Source organism: Pinibacter aurantiacus (assembly GCF_019130065.1).
GTDB classification, from domain to species: Bacteria; Bacteroidota; Bacteroidia; order Chitinophagales; family Chitinophagaceae; genus Pinibacter; species Pinibacter aurantiacus.
The window spans coordinates 46,173-62,249 of sequence record NZ_JAHSPG010000015.1; the positions used below are offsets into that span (position 1 = coordinate 46,173).

Genomic DNA, 16,077 nt, shown 5'->3' on the forward strand with positions numbered 1-16,077 from the left:
ATTTTTTTCATGAAACCACCTGACGAATAAGAATTAAGCATCGTTGTGTCACTCCCTTGTACTGTTGATCCTCTATTCAGCCTAATGAAATAATATTAATAGTTTTATTTACTAATTGAATTCCTATTCAAAAGCAATCCTTTTGAATTTTTACTTTTTACTTTTTTACTTCCAATCACACTTCATCTATTGGCCTGAAGTTTACCATGTTCATTCTTTCTTCACGTCGCTTGTCTTTCATGGATGTTAATTGGGGCTTTTCAACACCCTGGTCACCAATTACCCAACTCAGCGGTCTTCTTTCGCTCTTTACTGCTTCACCTAACAAAACAAGTCCCTGCATGAACGCATCGGGTCTTGGAGGGCATCCGGGTACATATACATCAACGGGTAAAAATTTATCTACACCCTGCACCACGCTATAAATGTCATACATTCCACCACTGTTGGCGCAACTGCCCATAGATATTACCCAGCGTGGCTCCATCATTTGCTCATGCAATCTTTTGATGATGGGCACCATTTTTATAAACACTGTTCCGGCAATCACCATAACATCCGCTTCGCGTGGTGTACCTCGAATTACTTCTGCCCCAAAACGCGCCACATCATATTTACTGGTAATACTGGTAGCCATTTCAACAAAACAGCAACTTAACCCAAAGTGAAACGGCCACATGGAATTTTTTCTTCCCCATGCAAGCAAATCCTGCACAGTTGTAAGCATAATACTTTTACTCACAGCTTCCTCCATGCTGCCATTACCGTTAAAATTGCCGGTATCATTGTCTGTTTTGCTGAACCAAAATTTCATGGTGAGTGATGAGTTTTAAAAACGGAACACCCGCCTGAATGACTAGTCGGGCAGGCAGATTTTCATGATTTTCATGATTAATGATGATTTGAAATTTGAGGTTTAAAATTGGACGGCTCGTTCAAATTTCAAATTCAAAATATCTTTACAAATCATCACAATCATGACAATCTGCGTTCCTGTCTCTTAAATGCTTTCAATATCTTCTTTCCATCTGGTCCAAAGTCAAGTGCACCTATTCCCCATTCATAAATCAATACAACCACCAACTGGACAATAAAAATTGATATGCCTATGTAACCTGCCCACCCCAATTCATAGAAGCCGAGCGCCCATAACATAATAAACACAGCTTCTACATCAAATATCACAAACAACATGGCCACCAGGTAAAACTGTGCTGAAAAGCGAATTTTCGTGGATCCTGTTTGTTGCACACCTCCTTCATAAGGCAAATCTGTGGCTCTTTCTTTGTGCCTTTGACCCAGTACATACGACAGTGATAGTATAAGAACAAGCAGGAAAACCACTATCACTGCATACAACAGAAAAGGCCATAAAACAGCATGATCATTACTTTCTGGCATATCGTTCACATTTAGCAATAATCTATTTACCGGCACACATTATGCTGCCAGGTAGAGACAAAGGATTGCCTTGTCTCTACAGCAGAATTTCCCGCCTGAACTCAGCTTTTAATATACCTTTCCAGGTGCTCTATAATCGAATCCTTTTCAGTAATAATGTACTTTACTAAATCTCCTATGGAGATAACCCCTACCAATTCTCCAAGGTTGTTCAAAACGGGAAGATGACGGATATATTTATCTGTCATCATTTGCATGCATTCTTCAATAGTTGTGTCAGGAGTTACAAAGATCGGGCGGCTTGTCATGATGTGTCGTACAAGCGTTTCTTTAGATGAGCGCCCTTTGAGGATAACTTTGCGGGCATAGTCTCTTTCCGTAAAAACTCCAATCAATTTTCCATTTTCTATTACAACGAGAGCACCTAAATTCCTTTCTTCTAATGATTCTAATGCGTCATACACGGAACTATCAGGACTTACCCCGTACACTGTGTTACCCTTTTTTTGCAGGATATCTCGAACAGTGTTCATAAAAAATATTTAAGAGAACTATAAAATGTCACTTTAAATTAATACCATTTATTATCAAATGCAAAAAATCGCATAAAATAGTTTTGCAGATAAATTTCATCAGAGATGCTCAAGGCAAAAGGTTAAAATCCTCAACCTCATGCCCAGCATGAATTTCCGAAGAATTCGGTTACCCAACCTGTTAATAATTTTGATAACCTTTCTTGATCGGACCACGGAAAAATATTTCAGTTATCACAATTATACTTTTGAAAAAGGTCAGACGATCTAATTCAAACTTTCGCACAAATTCAAACGATCTGGTTCAAAAAAAGACATCAAAAAATTACAATGCCGTCAATCTATTTTACTTTTTCTACATCGCCTAGTTTCCATGTTTTGGTAAAAAAAGATTTGTCAGGTCCATAGAACCGGGCCATTAACTCGAATGTACCATTAGCATCCGTGGGAACCCAGTTCGCTTCCTTCCCTTCGGGAGCTTTCGGGCCAAAGTAAACGTCTACTGAACCATCGGCATTTTTTTGAATGCCCGCACTTTGTGAGGAACGGTTAAAGCGATCAAAGTTGCGTATGAACGCATGTGTTGCCGCATCGTAGACGGTTATTGACCAATACTGACGAATAGGTACATTAGCCGGAACATGCAGGCGATAATTTTCATTGCCTTTAAACGGTTGCTTATCCTTGTCTGCTATTGCCATAAGATAAAACTGCCCTTCACCCACATGTTTCGCGCTGAAAAAAATAAAAGTATAAAGTATGCCGCGCATGTCTATCGGGTAACTGTTCGGATCTGTAAAGCCCGCCTTTACATCAACACCAAATTCTTCTGTAACGGGAAAGGACCAATTTGTTCCCTCATAAAACGGCTTTTTGAAAAGATCTTCGAAACGATCCCTGAACCATGTTTTTGCATCGCCGATCGCGTAACCAAGAATTTCTTTTGTGCGCGCATCAGGATTAAAAGGCTTTCCTTTTTCAATGCCAATGTATTTCAACGGGTCTATCATCGCCTGGTCCTTTGTCAGCCAAATATCATCCTGCACCACACGATTGAGTGATTCATAAAAATTAAAATCGTAAGGGATCAGCGAGTTGTATTCTTTGCCTGATGCATCTACCCAGATTGTTTTTGGCGACTTGCCCGCCTGGGAAAGCGGATACAGTTGTATGCGCTTCGCGTAGCCCACAGCATTGGCAACTCCTTTTTCGTCGCCACTTTTCAGCACTACTCTCAGCAATGAATAGCCAAGGTATGTACCGGACTGCATGGGAATGTATCCCGCAGGTATTTTTTCTTTATAGCCGGGCGGCAGAATGAGATATTTCCCCCCTTTGCCTTTATCCAATCCAGCGGGGCCAACATCATCAATAGCCATTTGCCAGCGATCCATTATACTGCCCACAACTGTTCCGGTATCTGCCGGCGGTATTTCCAGCACCATGGGGCCGGCATCTTTCGTGTTTACAAAAGGCATCACATAAATAACATCAGGATTGGGGGTGATGGTTTGATTCTTCCAGTCAAGCAATCGGGGCCATATCACGATTTGATTATAATCACCACCTGCCCGCTTCGTTGCCTGAACCATCAAATCAAAATTTACTGCGGACATGCCCCAGTTGGCAGCCTCTATTGCACGGCTGTAAATCATTTGCTCCCTCATGTTCGCGGCTCTAAACGTTTTATTATCAGCAGCGGTAACAGCAACAGGAGTTTCTGTTTTTGAAGCTTTTTCTTTACAAGCCATTACCAACAATGGGAACGCAAATATTAGTAACCTGTTCATTGTTTTTCATTGCATTAACAAGAAATCACGGTGGGAGTTCAAAAGACTGTCATTTAAGTATGAGAGGACAAAGGCAATCTCTTCTTTCTATTCACAAAAAATCAGAAATCATTCAAGGATATTGCTCTAATTTATTAGCCATTAATACAACAAGGTAACTTTGTATCTTCCATCTTTGTTTGCTAATGGGATTGTCCATAGTTTTTTGCTCATAAATAATTTTAAAGCCACATGTTAAACAGAAAAAGCTTTCTTCAATTAAGTTCATTAGGATTAGGTAGCCTGTATTTTTCAAAACTCAACGCTGCCACTCGTGGCGGTGGTTTCAAGCCGATCGTTATTTCAACCTGGGCGGAAGGCATTAATGCCAACAAGGCCGCATGGGAAATTCTGAAAAACAAAGGGCGGGCTCTTGATGCCGTGGAAGCCGGTGTGATGGTTACGGAAGCTTCGCAAAACTGTTGTGTGGGTTTAGGCGCAAATCCTGACAGGGACGGCATTGTTACATTGGATGCCAGCATTATGGATGAAAATGGCAATTGTGGAAGTGTTGGCGCGATCGAGCGCATAAAACACCCTATTTCGGTGGCGAGAAGGGTAATGGAAAAAACACCGCACGTAATGCTTGTGGGGCAAGGCGCACAACAATTTGCTGTAGCTGAAGGTTTTCCGCTCGAGCCTCAAAAACTATCAGATGACGCCGAACGTACGTACAAAGAATGGCTGAAAAAAGCAGAATACAAACCTGTTATTAATATTGAAAACTCCGGCCAAAAAGGACACGGCCCGTTTGCGCCTACACGCTTTGACAATGGCGACTGGAACCACGATACCATTGGCATGATAGCACTCGATGCAACGGGCAACCTAAGCGGAAGCTGTACCACAAGCGGCATGGGTTTTAAAATGCGCGGAAGGCTTGGCGACTCCCCTATTATTGGCGCCGGCTTGTTTGTAGACAATGAAGTGGGCGCAGCCACAGCAACTGGAATGGGAGAAGAAGTTATAAGAATCTGCGGTACCCACCTGGTGGTTGAATTGATGCGGCAAGGATATAAGCCTGAAGATGCCTGCAAAAAAGCAGTAGAACGCATTGTAAAGAAGAATTACGAGAGAGCAAAAGCAAACCAGGTTGGATTTATAGCGATCAATAAGAAAGGCGAATTCGGCGGTTTCTGTTTACAGTCAGGATTTAATTTTGCTGTATGCTATGGAGACAACACCAATTTCATGGTGGATGCGAAACATTATTTCTAAGCCAATCAAAAGGTTGTAATGCAGTGTGCGATAGTTGTGTAAGGGCATCACGACTATGGAGCACCCTCATTTACCACTAAGGCACTAAGGACACTAAGTTGCACTAAGGATCTCTCTTGGTGAGGCTTCGTGCCCTCAGTGCCTTAGTGGCAAAGACTCAAGATGAGCACCAGAAACCTGTTAATATAATGGAGCTTTTTGACTTTTGACTTTCAAATTTTGACTTAACATACAATAGTTTTACACCGTTCAAAATACGCAGCATATTATATGAAAAGATTATTTCCTGTAACAGGTTTGATATTAATGTTACTGTTTTCTGTAGGCACCTTCGCACAAACACAAACAAATACACAGCCTGATTCAATACGCGAGAAAATGCAGTGGTTTGCAGATGCAAAGCTGGGCATATTCATTCACTGGGGCATCTATGATGTAAATGGTATTGATGAAAGCTGGAGTTTTCACAATAAAAAAATCAGCTGGACTGATTACATGAAGCAGATGAATGGCTTCACCGCTTCAAAATACAATCCGCAGCAATGGGCGACATTGATCAAAGAAAGTGGTGCACGCTACGCCGTTCTTACCACCAAACACCATGATGGAGTGGCGCTCTGGCCCACTGCACAAAATCATTACAGCGTAGTTAAAAATACACCTGCGAAAAGAGATTTAGTAAAACCTTTCTTTGAAGCGCTGGATAAACAAGGCATCAAACGCGGCGCCTATTTTTCCCTGATTGACTGGAGCTACCCTGACTATCCGGGCTTCCTGAAAGATAGTAGCCGTTATAAAGTTTCTGATGACCCGCAACGTTGGGAACGCTTTCAAAAATTTTACGAAGCGCAAATCAGCGAAATAAGCAAGCAATATCATCCCGATCTATGGTGGTTCGATGGCGACTGGGAACACAGCGCAGAAGAATGGCAGGCGGATAAAGTGCGTAGAATAATTTTGGGCGACAAACCCACAGCCATCATTAACGGACGTCTGCAGGGCTATGGTGATTATGATACACCTGAACAAAATTTTCCTGTATCAAGACCCGCATTTAAATGGTGGGAACTGTGCATGACCATTAATGGCAGCTGGGGTTATCAGCCAAAAGATACTGCATGGAAAACACCATATGAAGTCATAACCATTTTTGCTGACGCTATTTCCAACGGCGGAAACCTGCTCCTCGATATAGGCCCGAAAGAGGACGGCACCATTCCTCCGCAGGAAGTGAATGTTTTAAAAGAACTGGGTGCATGGAACAAAAAACATGCAGAAGCTATTTTTAATACTGTGGGCGGCATACCACAAGGACATTTTTATGGACCTACAACTTTATCAAAAGATTCCACAACACTTTATCTATTTCTTGCTGGTAAAGTCACAGGAAATATTATGCTGAAAGGTTTGAACAACAATATTAAAAGCATAAGAGTAGTAGGCACACAACAAAAGCTGCAACACAAAGTAGTCGGCAAAATATCATGGAGCCCTGTTCCTGGCCTGGTTTACATCGATGTACCGGCATCTGTGCAGGACAAATACATGTCGGTGCTGGCAGTTGAGTTAGACAAGCCGATAAGTCTTTACAGAGGCAAGGGAGGCTTGAATTAAACTAAATGTTTTTGTTTTAAGATAATAAACCTGCTTTATTTAAAATAAGGCAGGTTTTATTATTTATACATTTACCTGATGAACTCAACCATCAGCTACACGAAAGACTTTGTTATATCAAAGGATGGAACGAAGATTGGATATAGGCAACTAGGAAATGGCCCTGGATTAATTCTTGTACACGGCGGTATGATGGCTGCTCAAAATTTGATGCAGCTTGGTGCACTTTTGGCTGATCAATTCACTGTTTACATTCCGGATAGGCAAGGCCGGGGACAAAGCCAGCGACACAACAACTTCGGGTTGGTGGCTGAGGGTGAGGATATACAAGCACTGGTGAACAAAACAAAAGCAGAGAACGTATATGGCCTTAGCGCCGGTGCAGTTGTAACACTGCAAACAAGCATCATTGAAAAAGGTATTAAAAAAATCTGTCTCCACGAACCACCCATCTTAGTTGATGAAACAAGAACGGATTGGATAACGAAGTATAAAGAGTCAATGAATAAAAAAAATTATGGAAAAGCATTTATGAGCATTGTGAATGGAACTGACGATCCTTCTTCATTGTTTAATATTTTACCAACCTTTCTAATAGCCCCTTTAATGAACATTGCGATCAAGAGTGAAGCCAAAAAAAAGAAAGAAAATAGTGATGACGTACCCCTAAAACCTCTGATAGATGCTATGTTCTACGACATAAAAATAATTGAAGATTCAGCGGGCATTATCAACAAATACAAAAACACTACAGCAGATGTTTTACTAATTAAAGGAACAAAAAGCCAGCCTTATCTTAGAAATACAATTGATAAATTAAGCGCAGCCCTACCCAAGGCAAAGTTTGTAGAATTAGTGGGACAAGGCCATACCGTTTCAAACAATGGCGAAAAACCAGAATTGGTTGCAGCCGAATTAAAGCGATTCTTCATGAACAATATTCATTAGTTAATTGCCTCTTATTCATCAGCAAACGCACACCAGCAGCAAATAATAATCTTAGCACACCGAACATCTACATTAGTACACCTCACAACAACCTCGTACACCATGCACCCCAACTCTTACCGCTTTGTGGTATTGCAGGGACCAGTTGATTTATTTATCTTGGCGATGCTATCCTAAAAAATTCTATTCTTCTTTCTTACCTCGCTTCGCGCAAACTTGAGACTTTCTGGTTTATCTTTTTGAGTGTATTTAAACACACTGAACAAGTTCATTTACTCTTGCTTCTACGTTGAAGCACACACTCAATCCGTAGATGATTTACCCCGTGACAGCTTTAATAATCCTGCCTGAAAAAGCGTATTATTTTTTCATTTATAAAACCTATGTTATGAAATGTAAGTTCACCCCTTTTCTCTTTTTAGCTCTTATGATCTTAGCTAACGGCTGTAAGAAAGCATACGATTACATTGAACAGAATCCTTTTGCCACTTGCGACGTATGTAAAGTGAATCAAATTATTATGTACACTGGCGGTACGAACCTTGTGTATAACGTAACCTATGACAAAAAAGACCGTATGACAAAGATGGTTACTGATCAGGGATTCTCGGGAGTTTACAATTTCTATTTTCGTTATGACAACAAAAACCGATTAACAGATTATATAAGAACACAGAGCGGTGCAGACTATGCAATTGAATGGAGAACATATCAATACTATCCCAACAAAATCACAGACACCTTTTACGTCTATTGGGGAGGCCCTATGATTGGTACCAGTAGCTCCCCGGCTCCATCTCCCGACTTTCCCTCATGGGCAAAGATCCTGGAAGTTTATACGCTGGACAGCAAGGGCCGCATAACCCAGCGTTTTCAATCCCAGGGAGCGAACTCAGTAACATTCAATTTCACTTACAACGCCAGCAACAATCTTGTCTATGATCCTACTCCATTATACGACGATAAGATAAACCCTTACCGAACAAACCCCGTATGGCAGCTGACGCAGTGCGACTATAGCGCTAACAATGCCTATTATGTAACAGATGGCACTGTAAGAAATCTTCCAAAGCCTACTATCACAAAATACAATACTTATGGATTGCCTACTAAATACGTAGTCAATGACTTTTATTCGAATCAGCCCCAATTTGGGATTATTTTTTATGATTCACTGGAAGTAATATATGATTGCGACTTGTCCAGTGTGAAAATAAAATAACCGCAACAAATAACAACTGTCCCGAAGATTACCACTAAGCCACTAAGGACACCGAGCCGCACTAAGGAAATCACTTAGTGAAACCTTGTGTCCTTAGTGGCTTAGTGGTAAAAAACATTACACACTAAAACAATGCTGCATTAATAAATTGCAACTCATCGGTCGTTAGATCAATATCAACAGCCTTTGCATTTTCTATGGCCTGCGCTGCATTTCTTGCTCCTGCGAGTACTACGCTAATACCCGGCTGCAGCGTCGTCCAGCGCAACACCAATTGAGAGAGTGTGGCATTTTTCTTTTCGGCAATCGGTTCGATGGCTTGTAAAAAGGCTTGCACTTTTTGCAAATCAAACTGCGAGAAATAGCCATTGCGGTGATCGTCTTCTTTAAGTTTTCCTTCTTTGAAATACTTGCCGGTCAACAATCCTCTTTCCATCGGACTGTATGCAATGATACCAGTGTTCGTTTGCAACGAATAAGGCACGAGTTCATTTTCAATGGCACGATTCAACATACTATAAGCAACCTGGTTGCTTGCCAATTTAATAGTAAGCGATGCCTCTTTCATTTGATCCACACTATAGTTGCTCACTCCTGCCGCACGGATCTTTCCTTGCTGTATCAGCAACTCCAGCGCTTCCATCGTTTCACTGATGGGCGTTGTACCATCCGGCCAGTGCAATTGTAAAAGGTCAATATAATCCGTATTTAAACGCTTCAAACTTTCCTCTACTTCTTTGACAATATTTGCTTTCGAAGCATATTTGAATACCGGAATTTTCCTTCCATCATCTGTTGCGTCAAAGAAAAATTCACCCTTACCATTGTTGCTGCCGTCCCACACAAGGCCAAACTTTGTCAGCAGCTGTATGTTTGATCTGTCTTTTCCTTTAATTGCCTCACCTATCATTTCCTCGCTCAATCCAAATCCATAAAAGGGCGCGGTGTCAATTGTAGTCACACCATGATCAAGCGATGCGTGAATCGATGCGATGGAATCTTGTTTATCGTTGCCACCCCACATGTTGCCGCCGATAGCAAATGCTCCATGTGTGATCACCGAAAGTTTCAAATCTGTATCTCCTAATTTTCTATACTCCATTGTTGATGATTTATTGTATTAATGTCGTCAATAAGATCGTTGGTTTTTCCTGTAGCTTTTCTTCTACCAGTTCGCCAAATGCTTTGATGTATGGTTGTTGATTATGCGCATCCAAACCTTCCTTACTTTTCCATACTTCATAAAAAGTAAATAGATTTTTATCTTCCATACCCTGATGCAGGCTGTACAATTCGCTTGCTTCTTCCTTTCTTGTTTGCTCCACCATGTTCTGCAGTACAGCCACCAGTTCGTTTCTGTATTGATCTTTTGTTTTGATGATCGCTGTCAAATATATTTTCATGCTACTGCTTTTTCTTTTGATTCAAGCGCAAATACTTCTTCCAGGTGTTTGCGATAAATTGCCATGTCACGCGCTACGTCTGCATTTTTCTCTACATCATGAAAGTGAAAACTTTTAAGCGGCTGCATACCTGTGAAAGCATTCATTCTGTGAAAGCCAAACAGCGCACCTTCATCTACACTGTGTTCGTCAAAAAATTCCCCGGGCAAGGTGAAAGCCGTTTCAGGTGCGTTCCAGCTGGTGGTAAGCATATAAGTTCGTCCGTGTAGCATGCCGCCCGTTCCGTAGTTGATCTTTGGATTATCGGCAGAGCGTCCGTCGCTGCGGTAAATACCTTTCTGGTGACCGGCAGTAAACACTTCGTCGATATACTTTTTGAAGCCGTGTGGCAACTGAAACCACCATATGGGTGTGTGGTAGATCACCACATCTGCCCATGCAAAATTCTCTACTTCTTTCTTTGGATCGTAACCTTCAGCAATCACAGTTTCACGCACTTCCACATTTTCCTGCTCCTCAAAAAAAGAAAGCGTTTCCTTTGCAATGGTGTTGTTAAACTTCCCGCCAGAGTGGCCAAAGTTTTGTCCTGCGTTTATTATAAATATCTTTTTCATTTTCTTTTAAGTTTTAAACCGGACACAAAATTATCTCCGCCAGCGTTATCATTAAAATAGCATGATTTATACCTTTGTATAATTAAAATAATAGATCATTATGGTAAACCTGGAATGGTACCGCACCTTTAAAGCGATATACAAAACCGGAACACTCACCGGCGCTGCTGAAGCACTATTCGTTTCCCAGCCTGGCGTGAGCCTGCATTTGGGCTCGTTGGAAGCTTATGTCGGCTACAAACTATTTGATCGCACTGGACGAAAAATGATTCCCACAGAACGTGGCAAAGTTTTGTTCAATGCCATTTCAGAACCACTGGCGAAATTGGAAGATGTAGAGAAAAATTTTCAAAAATCAATAGAGAAAACAACGCCCACCATCAGCGTTGGCATGTGTTTCGAAACTTTCCAGATAACGCTTGAGCAATACGTTTCATCGCTTCCGTTTAATCTTATCATTAGTTTTGGCGAGTATCCTGAAATGCTCGACCAATTGGATAAAGGCATTTTGGACCTGATTATTACGCCTAAAAAAGGAACGTCTGCAACCATAGAGCACGAAGCATTTTCGTCGGAAAACATTGTACTCGTGGGAGGAAAAGATGTTGATGTAAAAGCTTTTAAGAAGATCATCAAAAGCAAAAACAAAGATCAGACAGAGCAATGGCTGAAGAAACAAAAATGGTACGGCACAACGGGAGACATGGAGCATCTGTTTCAATTCTGGGTATTGAATTTTGGCAAAAAACCGGCGTTTCGTCCCAACTACATCGTACCTAATCTTAACTCAATTGTGCGCTGCCTAAGCGGCGGCAATGGCCTTGCTGTTATTCCCGATTTTCTTTGCTATTCAGAAATAGAACGTGGCCAGATCCAGTTGATATGGGAAGGCGACACAAAACTTACGAACACCCTTTATTTTGGCACAAGAAAGAAAAATGTTCACCAGCAGGAGATTGAACATATTAAGAAGTTGTTCAGGAAGGTGATGAGGAAGTTGTGAGAGAGTTGAGAGTTGAGAATGGAGAGTTGAGAGTTATAATATCACTCTCAACTCTCAACTCTCCATTCTCAACTCTCAACTAAAAAAAACCCAGTTGTTTAGGTTGACAAATTTCACCGTTGATGATTTCATACTCCTGGCCGGGTCTTGAAAGGGCCTTGCGAATCGCCTGCATCTGCGCATCTGAAGCCTCAAATTCTTTCAGAAACTTATTGCCCATTTCCCTGTCTTCCGCGCTTTGCGAAGCAAGCAATCCTTTTACCTTTTCGATCATTGATTTTGTCAACATAGAAACAAAGAAAAAGAAAATCAGGTATTTTTTCAAGCTGACAATCTTTTCAAGGATGCCATGAATTTATCATGAACACTTTTACCAATCAAAAAAAATACCTAAGTTCACACTCTTACTACCTGATTCCTATCTATAACAGAGTATTAAAACAACCAAAACGCCTGGAATTCGTCTGAGATCCTCATTGCCATGAAAACATTTTTTTTAGCTATAACCCTGCTCTCGACAGTGGGACTTGCTGCGCAAAACAAACTGCTGTTTGATACAAGCAAAGTCGATGCTCACACTAAACTAATCGGACGATATGATCAATTCGATAAACAAAAATCCTTCAGTTTTTTGAACTTCATTATCGAGGATCCGGCCACCATAAAAAAAGTTCTTACTGCTTTGCCACTAGGTGCCGAAGAAAAAACAGATTATTCAAATCTGGATTTCAGGATTGACATCATCCAAAACTTTCACAAAACGCAATCATGGATGATCAATCCAAATACGAACAGCATATTGTTCAACGACAGTTTATATGCATTCAACATAGATAAAGTGAAAGCACTGGCAGAAAAATATCCATTTGACTACAGGTTTGATGCGCTGCCATTCAATAACCAGGATCAATTCGATGAGTATTTGGCGAAGCAGGAAAAAGACAAATTCTTTCTGTTTGCCTACGTCAGCTCTTTTGCGTTTGAGGGCACTTTCGAAATACAATTTCCCCGCAACCAAAAATTTCCGAACCCAACAGCCATCCACGACTCTCTTGCGCCGCAAATTGAAAAATTTGTGCCCAAGGGCAAATACAGTATTTCATACATTCTGGACGAAAGAAATCTTGGGGACCCAACACAGTTTATCATAACGATTTATGGCAGCCGTAAACTTTATGATAAATTACGCGTGGAATATTTCCGGAACGAAAACTGGAAACAGAATGTAGCGAAGGGATATTTTTTTTACAGAACCAACTAACACTTGACTGCAACATTGTCGATTGTCGACGTTTTCGATTCACCACTAAGGCACTAAGGCCACTAAGCCTCACTAAGCTATTTTTACACACTCAACTTTTTAGTGAAACTTAGTTCTCTTAGTGTCTTAGTGGTTTTATTTTGGATCTTCTTTCCAGTACTGCTCGGGTATTGTAGTAGTGTTGCCATCACGTTGCGACCTGTAATGTGGCGACATAATCTCAACGCCTGCTTCGGCGCAGCAATCCTGAATATTTTGATGGAGCTGCGAATATATATTTGCGGACTCATTGGGACTTTTCGTGTAGGCATTGAGTTGATAGGAAACATAAAAATCATCAAGGCTCGTTTGCAGCACGAAGGGTGCAGGCTGCTTTAGAATTAAATCTGTTCTGTTGGCTGCTTCTATTAATGCATTTGTTACCTGTTTCCATGGCGTATCATACCCTATCGTAACAGTTGTATGCAGAATAAGGCCCGTATCGGTTGCTTGTGTATTGCTGGAATAATTGATGGTACTGCTCGATAACACACTCGAATTGGGAATAGTAATATCTTCATTTTTGATGGTTCTGATGCGCGTTACAAGCATATTTTTTTCTATCACATCGCCGATCACATCACCAATCTGAACGCGATCGCCAAGTTTAAACGGTCGCATGTAGGTGATAACAAGTCCCGATACAATATTTGAAATGGCGCTGCTGGAACCCAATGACAGCAACACTCCTAAAAACACCGATACTCCCTGGAATGCCGGCGAATGAGAGCCCGGCAAATAAGGAAATATGATCACCAACATAAACGCGTACAATAAAAACCGGAGTATATTAAATGTAGGTTTTGCCCAGTCGCGATGAAATCCACTTAGTCGAATCTTCTCGTCCTCAATTTCCAACACAAAATACCTGATGATCTTGATGAGGTAATTAAACACGAAATAAATGACGAGTATTGTAAAGAGATCTGGCAGGAATCTAACGAAGGCGCGCCACAACGCTTTTGCAGGCGTCAATATCCAGCTTAGCAAGGTTTCAGTCCAACCCATGGTTGTAGGAAAGAGGCTGAAAAGAAATGAGAGAGATGCGTATATCATCAACAGGATCAATCCTGCTTTTATAAATTTCAGCGAACGCAGAAAGAGACTTAAATGCTTCCGTTGAGAGATCAACTGGAATTTTCTAAATGTAATGCCCTTGAAAAATCTGTCGCGCCTCGCACGTGCATAGCCGGCAATTCTTCTAAAAAACAAGTTGATAAGTCTTATCAACAGCAACAGGGCAGCAAGAGTTCCAAGGGCCACCAGAATTCTTCTCAGGCGGTTTTTGAAACTGTATTCCTCCCTTTCCTTGTCGATCTCTTGGGCAATTATGGTCTTGTAGTGTTCTGCCAACTGTTGCTTGCTTTGACCGAACCACATTGCATCCAGATTGGAAACGGACAGAACGGTAATGTCATTGTAAACGATATCCAGATCTATTCCGTTGTTGACAATATTAAATGAATCCTTGTAGTAAAAAGGCAGTTCGTATATCTTTTTAATTTTTCCGGTGATCGCCTGTGTTCTTTCTTTTGTGCCGAATGCGCCGATGCCGACATAAACGAGAAACAGCGTATCATCATGAAGCATAACCGGGTGGCCAGTTGTAATTTTTTTCAGAGAATCTATTGTTTTCAGTTCACGTGCCCTTCGCAGTGAATCTTCAATAAGAATCTTGCCAATATTGGATTCCAGCGCCTTTCTTCTTTTATCGGGCTGGCTATCAAGAACATTTTTCCATTGCTCTTTTAGTACAGAGTCAAGCTGGTTTTGCTGTTGCTGTTTGATCAGTAATTGTTCTACATCAGTGCGGCGTATGGTATCAGCGTTTACACCGTTACTATCTTTTTGTTGACAGAAAGCAATGCCAGCTGTCAAAACAAACAGCAAGAGGAAAGCGAGCAGTTTAACGGATGCACCCGCTTTGGGAATTAAGAGCGCCATCCGGAAGTTTTTATCAAAAGGCATAAACTAACTATAGTATTCTAGCCAACAATTGAAGCGCATTATTGTTCAATAGGTTGCAAAACCGAATGCTGAAAACAAGCGACTGTATTAGTCCTATACATTTTTCTATTTTCAGAAAATATTCTAAGTTCACTCAAAATAACTCCCTACAACAATACCTAAACCATGCAGAAACGTTTTTTAGCTTATCTTCTTTTTGGCATTGGCGTCATCACCGTTACATTTTTTAGACACTATTCGGGCGAAATCATCCCCTATCCGTTTTTATTCTGGCTGTCAGGATTCGCGCTGTTTGGCATTGGTGTATGGCTTCTTCGCAATACGCCTTCTGCTGCAGAAGAGAACATTCAAAAACGCCTGGCCGAAGCAGTTAGCGACCTAAAGGAAAACGGAGAGAAAATCCGAATAGACCTGACGGAATGCGAAGTCAAAGAACATAACTACATTGAGGAAAGAGAAAAGGAAAAAGGCCCCAATGATCCGCTCTTTCTGGCAATAGAACAGAGCATTTATAGCGGAAACACCGGTACTGGTTTCGATAAGCCAAGTTTCGAGCAGGTACAAGTTAAACAAACCGTCATTGTTTTTTCAAGATATAACAGCCGCACTGGACTTACAGATAAATTTGTAAGCAGGGTAATTCCGAAGGACAAGGTGAGTTTATCATTTTACCTCGATCAACAAAAACACACGTTTCTTTACGTAGACAAATCCAATCCCGCCCGCTATTATTTCGATCTTGATTTTTTGGTATCATAAAGCAGCACACTATTGACCTTCGCCTGACATCCGCTCATTAACATCTTCTTTTTACCACCAAGGCTCGTCCCGAATGGATTCATCCGGAGGGCACTAAGCAACACCAAGCCACACTAAAAAGTGCCTGAATTTTACGCACCCCTTAGTGAAACTTAGTGCTCCTTAGTGCCTCAGTGGTTTAAATTCGAGACTTGCCCATAACCCAACTCCAAAAAAGTCAGATTGCTTTGACTGTCAAATGCCACTTTTGAAAATCTCTCCTATT

The 16,077-nt window shown here is 41.2% G+C and carries 16 protein-coding genes; 7 read left to right on the plus strand and 9 right to left on the minus strand.

From position 1 onward, the window contains the following. Window positions 1-175 precede the first annotated feature (175 nt). From nuoB to KTO63_RS18740, 4 genes are all read right to left on the minus strand, one after another. The gene (gene nuoB, locus KTO63_RS18725; RefSeq protein ID WP_217793195.1) at window positions 176-814 is read right to left on the minus strand and encodes an NADH-quinone oxidoreductase subunit NuoB; all 639 of its coding nucleotides are present in this window, start codon (window positions 812-814) and stop codon (window positions 176-178) included. A 161-nt stretch (window positions 815-975) separates the two neighbouring features. Further along, window positions 976-1,401, minus strand: coding sequence for an NADH-quinone oxidoreductase subunit A (locus KTO63_RS18730; RefSeq protein WP_217793197.1), 426 nt, complete (start codon window positions 1,399-1,401; stop codon window positions 976-978). 101 nt (window positions 1,402-1,502) lie between these two features. After that, entirely contained in the window at window positions 1,503-1,934 is a 432-nt protein-coding gene (locus KTO63_RS18735; protein ID WP_217793199.1) for a CBS domain-containing protein, read from the minus strand. A 341-nt stretch (window positions 1,935-2,275) separates the two neighbouring features. Further along, window positions 2,276-3,724: a DUF1254 domain-containing protein gene (locus tag KTO63_RS18740; RefSeq protein ID WP_217793201.1), complete on the minus strand. Its 1,449-nt coding sequence runs from the start codon at window positions 3,722-3,724 to the stop codon at window positions 2,276-2,278. Between the two features lie 231 nt (window positions 3,725-3,955). On the opposite strand from KTO63_RS18740, the gene KTO63_RS18745 reads away from it, so the two are divergent. The 4 genes from KTO63_RS18745 (at window position 3,956) to KTO63_RS18760 (ending at window position 8,765) form a co-directional block, all read left to right on the plus strand. Next, window positions 3,956-4,981: an isoaspartyl peptidase/L-asparaginase family protein gene (locus KTO63_RS18745; RefSeq protein WP_217793202.1), complete on the plus strand. Its 1,026-nt coding sequence runs from the start codon at window positions 3,956-3,958 to the stop codon at window positions 4,979-4,981. A 270-nt stretch (window positions 4,982-5,251) separates the two neighbouring features. Beyond that, on the plus strand, window positions 5,252-6,595 hold the full coding sequence (locus tag KTO63_RS18750; RefSeq protein ID WP_232373250.1) for an alpha-L-fucosidase: 1,344 nt from the start codon (window positions 5,252-5,254) through the stop codon (window positions 6,593-6,595). Between the two features lie 78 nt (window positions 6,596-6,673). Beyond that, window positions 6,674-7,543, plus strand: coding sequence for an alpha/beta fold hydrolase (locus KTO63_RS18755; RefSeq protein ID WP_217793204.1), 870 nt, complete (start codon window positions 6,674-6,676; stop codon window positions 7,541-7,543). Between the two features lie 388 nt (window positions 7,544-7,931). Continuing rightward, on the plus strand, window positions 7,932-8,765 hold the full coding sequence (locus KTO63_RS18760) for a hypothetical protein (RefSeq protein ID WP_217793206.1): 834 nt from the start codon (window positions 7,932-7,934) through the stop codon (window positions 8,763-8,765). Between the two features lie 124 nt (window positions 8,766-8,889). On the opposite strand, the gene KTO63_RS18765 is transcribed toward KTO63_RS18760, so the two are convergent. Genes KTO63_RS18765 through KTO63_RS18775 form a run of 3 tightly spaced genes read right to left on the minus strand, consistent with a single transcriptional unit; the run spans window position 8,890 to window position 10,782 of the window. After that, entirely contained in the window at window positions 8,890-9,867 is a 978-nt protein-coding gene (locus KTO63_RS18765; RefSeq protein WP_217793208.1) for an aldo/keto reductase, read from the minus strand. Between the two features lie 10 nt (window positions 9,868-9,877). After that, on the minus strand, window positions 9,878-10,168 hold the full coding sequence (locus tag KTO63_RS18770) for a putative quinol monooxygenase (RefSeq protein ID WP_217793210.1): 291 nt from the start codon (window positions 10,166-10,168) through the stop codon (window positions 9,878-9,880). Then, on the minus strand, window positions 10,165-10,782 hold the full coding sequence (locus KTO63_RS18775; RefSeq protein WP_217793212.1) for an NAD(P)H-dependent oxidoreductase: 618 nt from the start codon (window positions 10,780-10,782) through the stop codon (window positions 10,165-10,167). Before KTO63_RS18775 ends, KTO63_RS18770 begins: the two co-directional genes overlap by 4 nt. Before the next feature lie 100 nt (window positions 10,783-10,882). On the opposite strand from KTO63_RS18775, the gene KTO63_RS18780 reads away from it, so the two are divergent. Further along, window positions 10,883-11,785, plus strand: a complete 903-nt coding sequence (locus KTO63_RS18780; RefSeq protein ID WP_217793213.1) for a LysR family transcriptional regulator — start codon at window positions 10,883-10,885, stop codon at window positions 11,783-11,785. 79 nt (window positions 11,786-11,864) lie between these two features. On the opposite strand, the gene KTO63_RS18785 is transcribed toward KTO63_RS18780, so the two are convergent. Beyond that, complete coding sequence (locus KTO63_RS18785; RefSeq protein WP_217793215.1) at window positions 11,865-12,110, minus strand: hypothetical protein; 246 nt, start codon at window positions 12,108-12,110, stop codon at window positions 11,865-11,867. Between the two features lie 156 nt (window positions 12,111-12,266). Here KTO63_RS18785 and KTO63_RS18790 point away from each other — a divergent pair, with 156 nt between their 5' ends. Continuing rightward, window positions 12,267-13,046 (plus strand): hypothetical protein, encoded by a 780-nt coding sequence (locus tag KTO63_RS18790; protein WP_217793217.1) that lies wholly within the window; start codon window positions 12,267-12,269, stop codon window positions 13,044-13,046. A 135-nt stretch (window positions 13,047-13,181) separates the two neighbouring features. Here the strand turns inward: KTO63_RS18790 and KTO63_RS18795 are convergent, their stop codons facing one another. Beyond that, window positions 13,182-15,029: a mechanosensitive ion channel family protein gene (locus KTO63_RS18795; RefSeq protein ID WP_217793218.1), complete on the minus strand. Its 1,848-nt coding sequence runs from the start codon at window positions 15,027-15,029 to the stop codon at window positions 13,182-13,184. Between the two features lie 189 nt (window positions 15,030-15,218). On the opposite strand from KTO63_RS18795, the gene KTO63_RS18800 reads away from it, so the two are divergent. Beyond that, the gene (locus tag KTO63_RS18800) at window positions 15,219-15,812 is read left to right on the plus strand and encodes a hypothetical protein (protein WP_217793220.1); all 594 of its coding nucleotides are present in this window, start codon (window positions 15,219-15,221) and stop codon (window positions 15,810-15,812) included. Window positions 15,813-16,077: the final 265 nt, after the last annotated feature.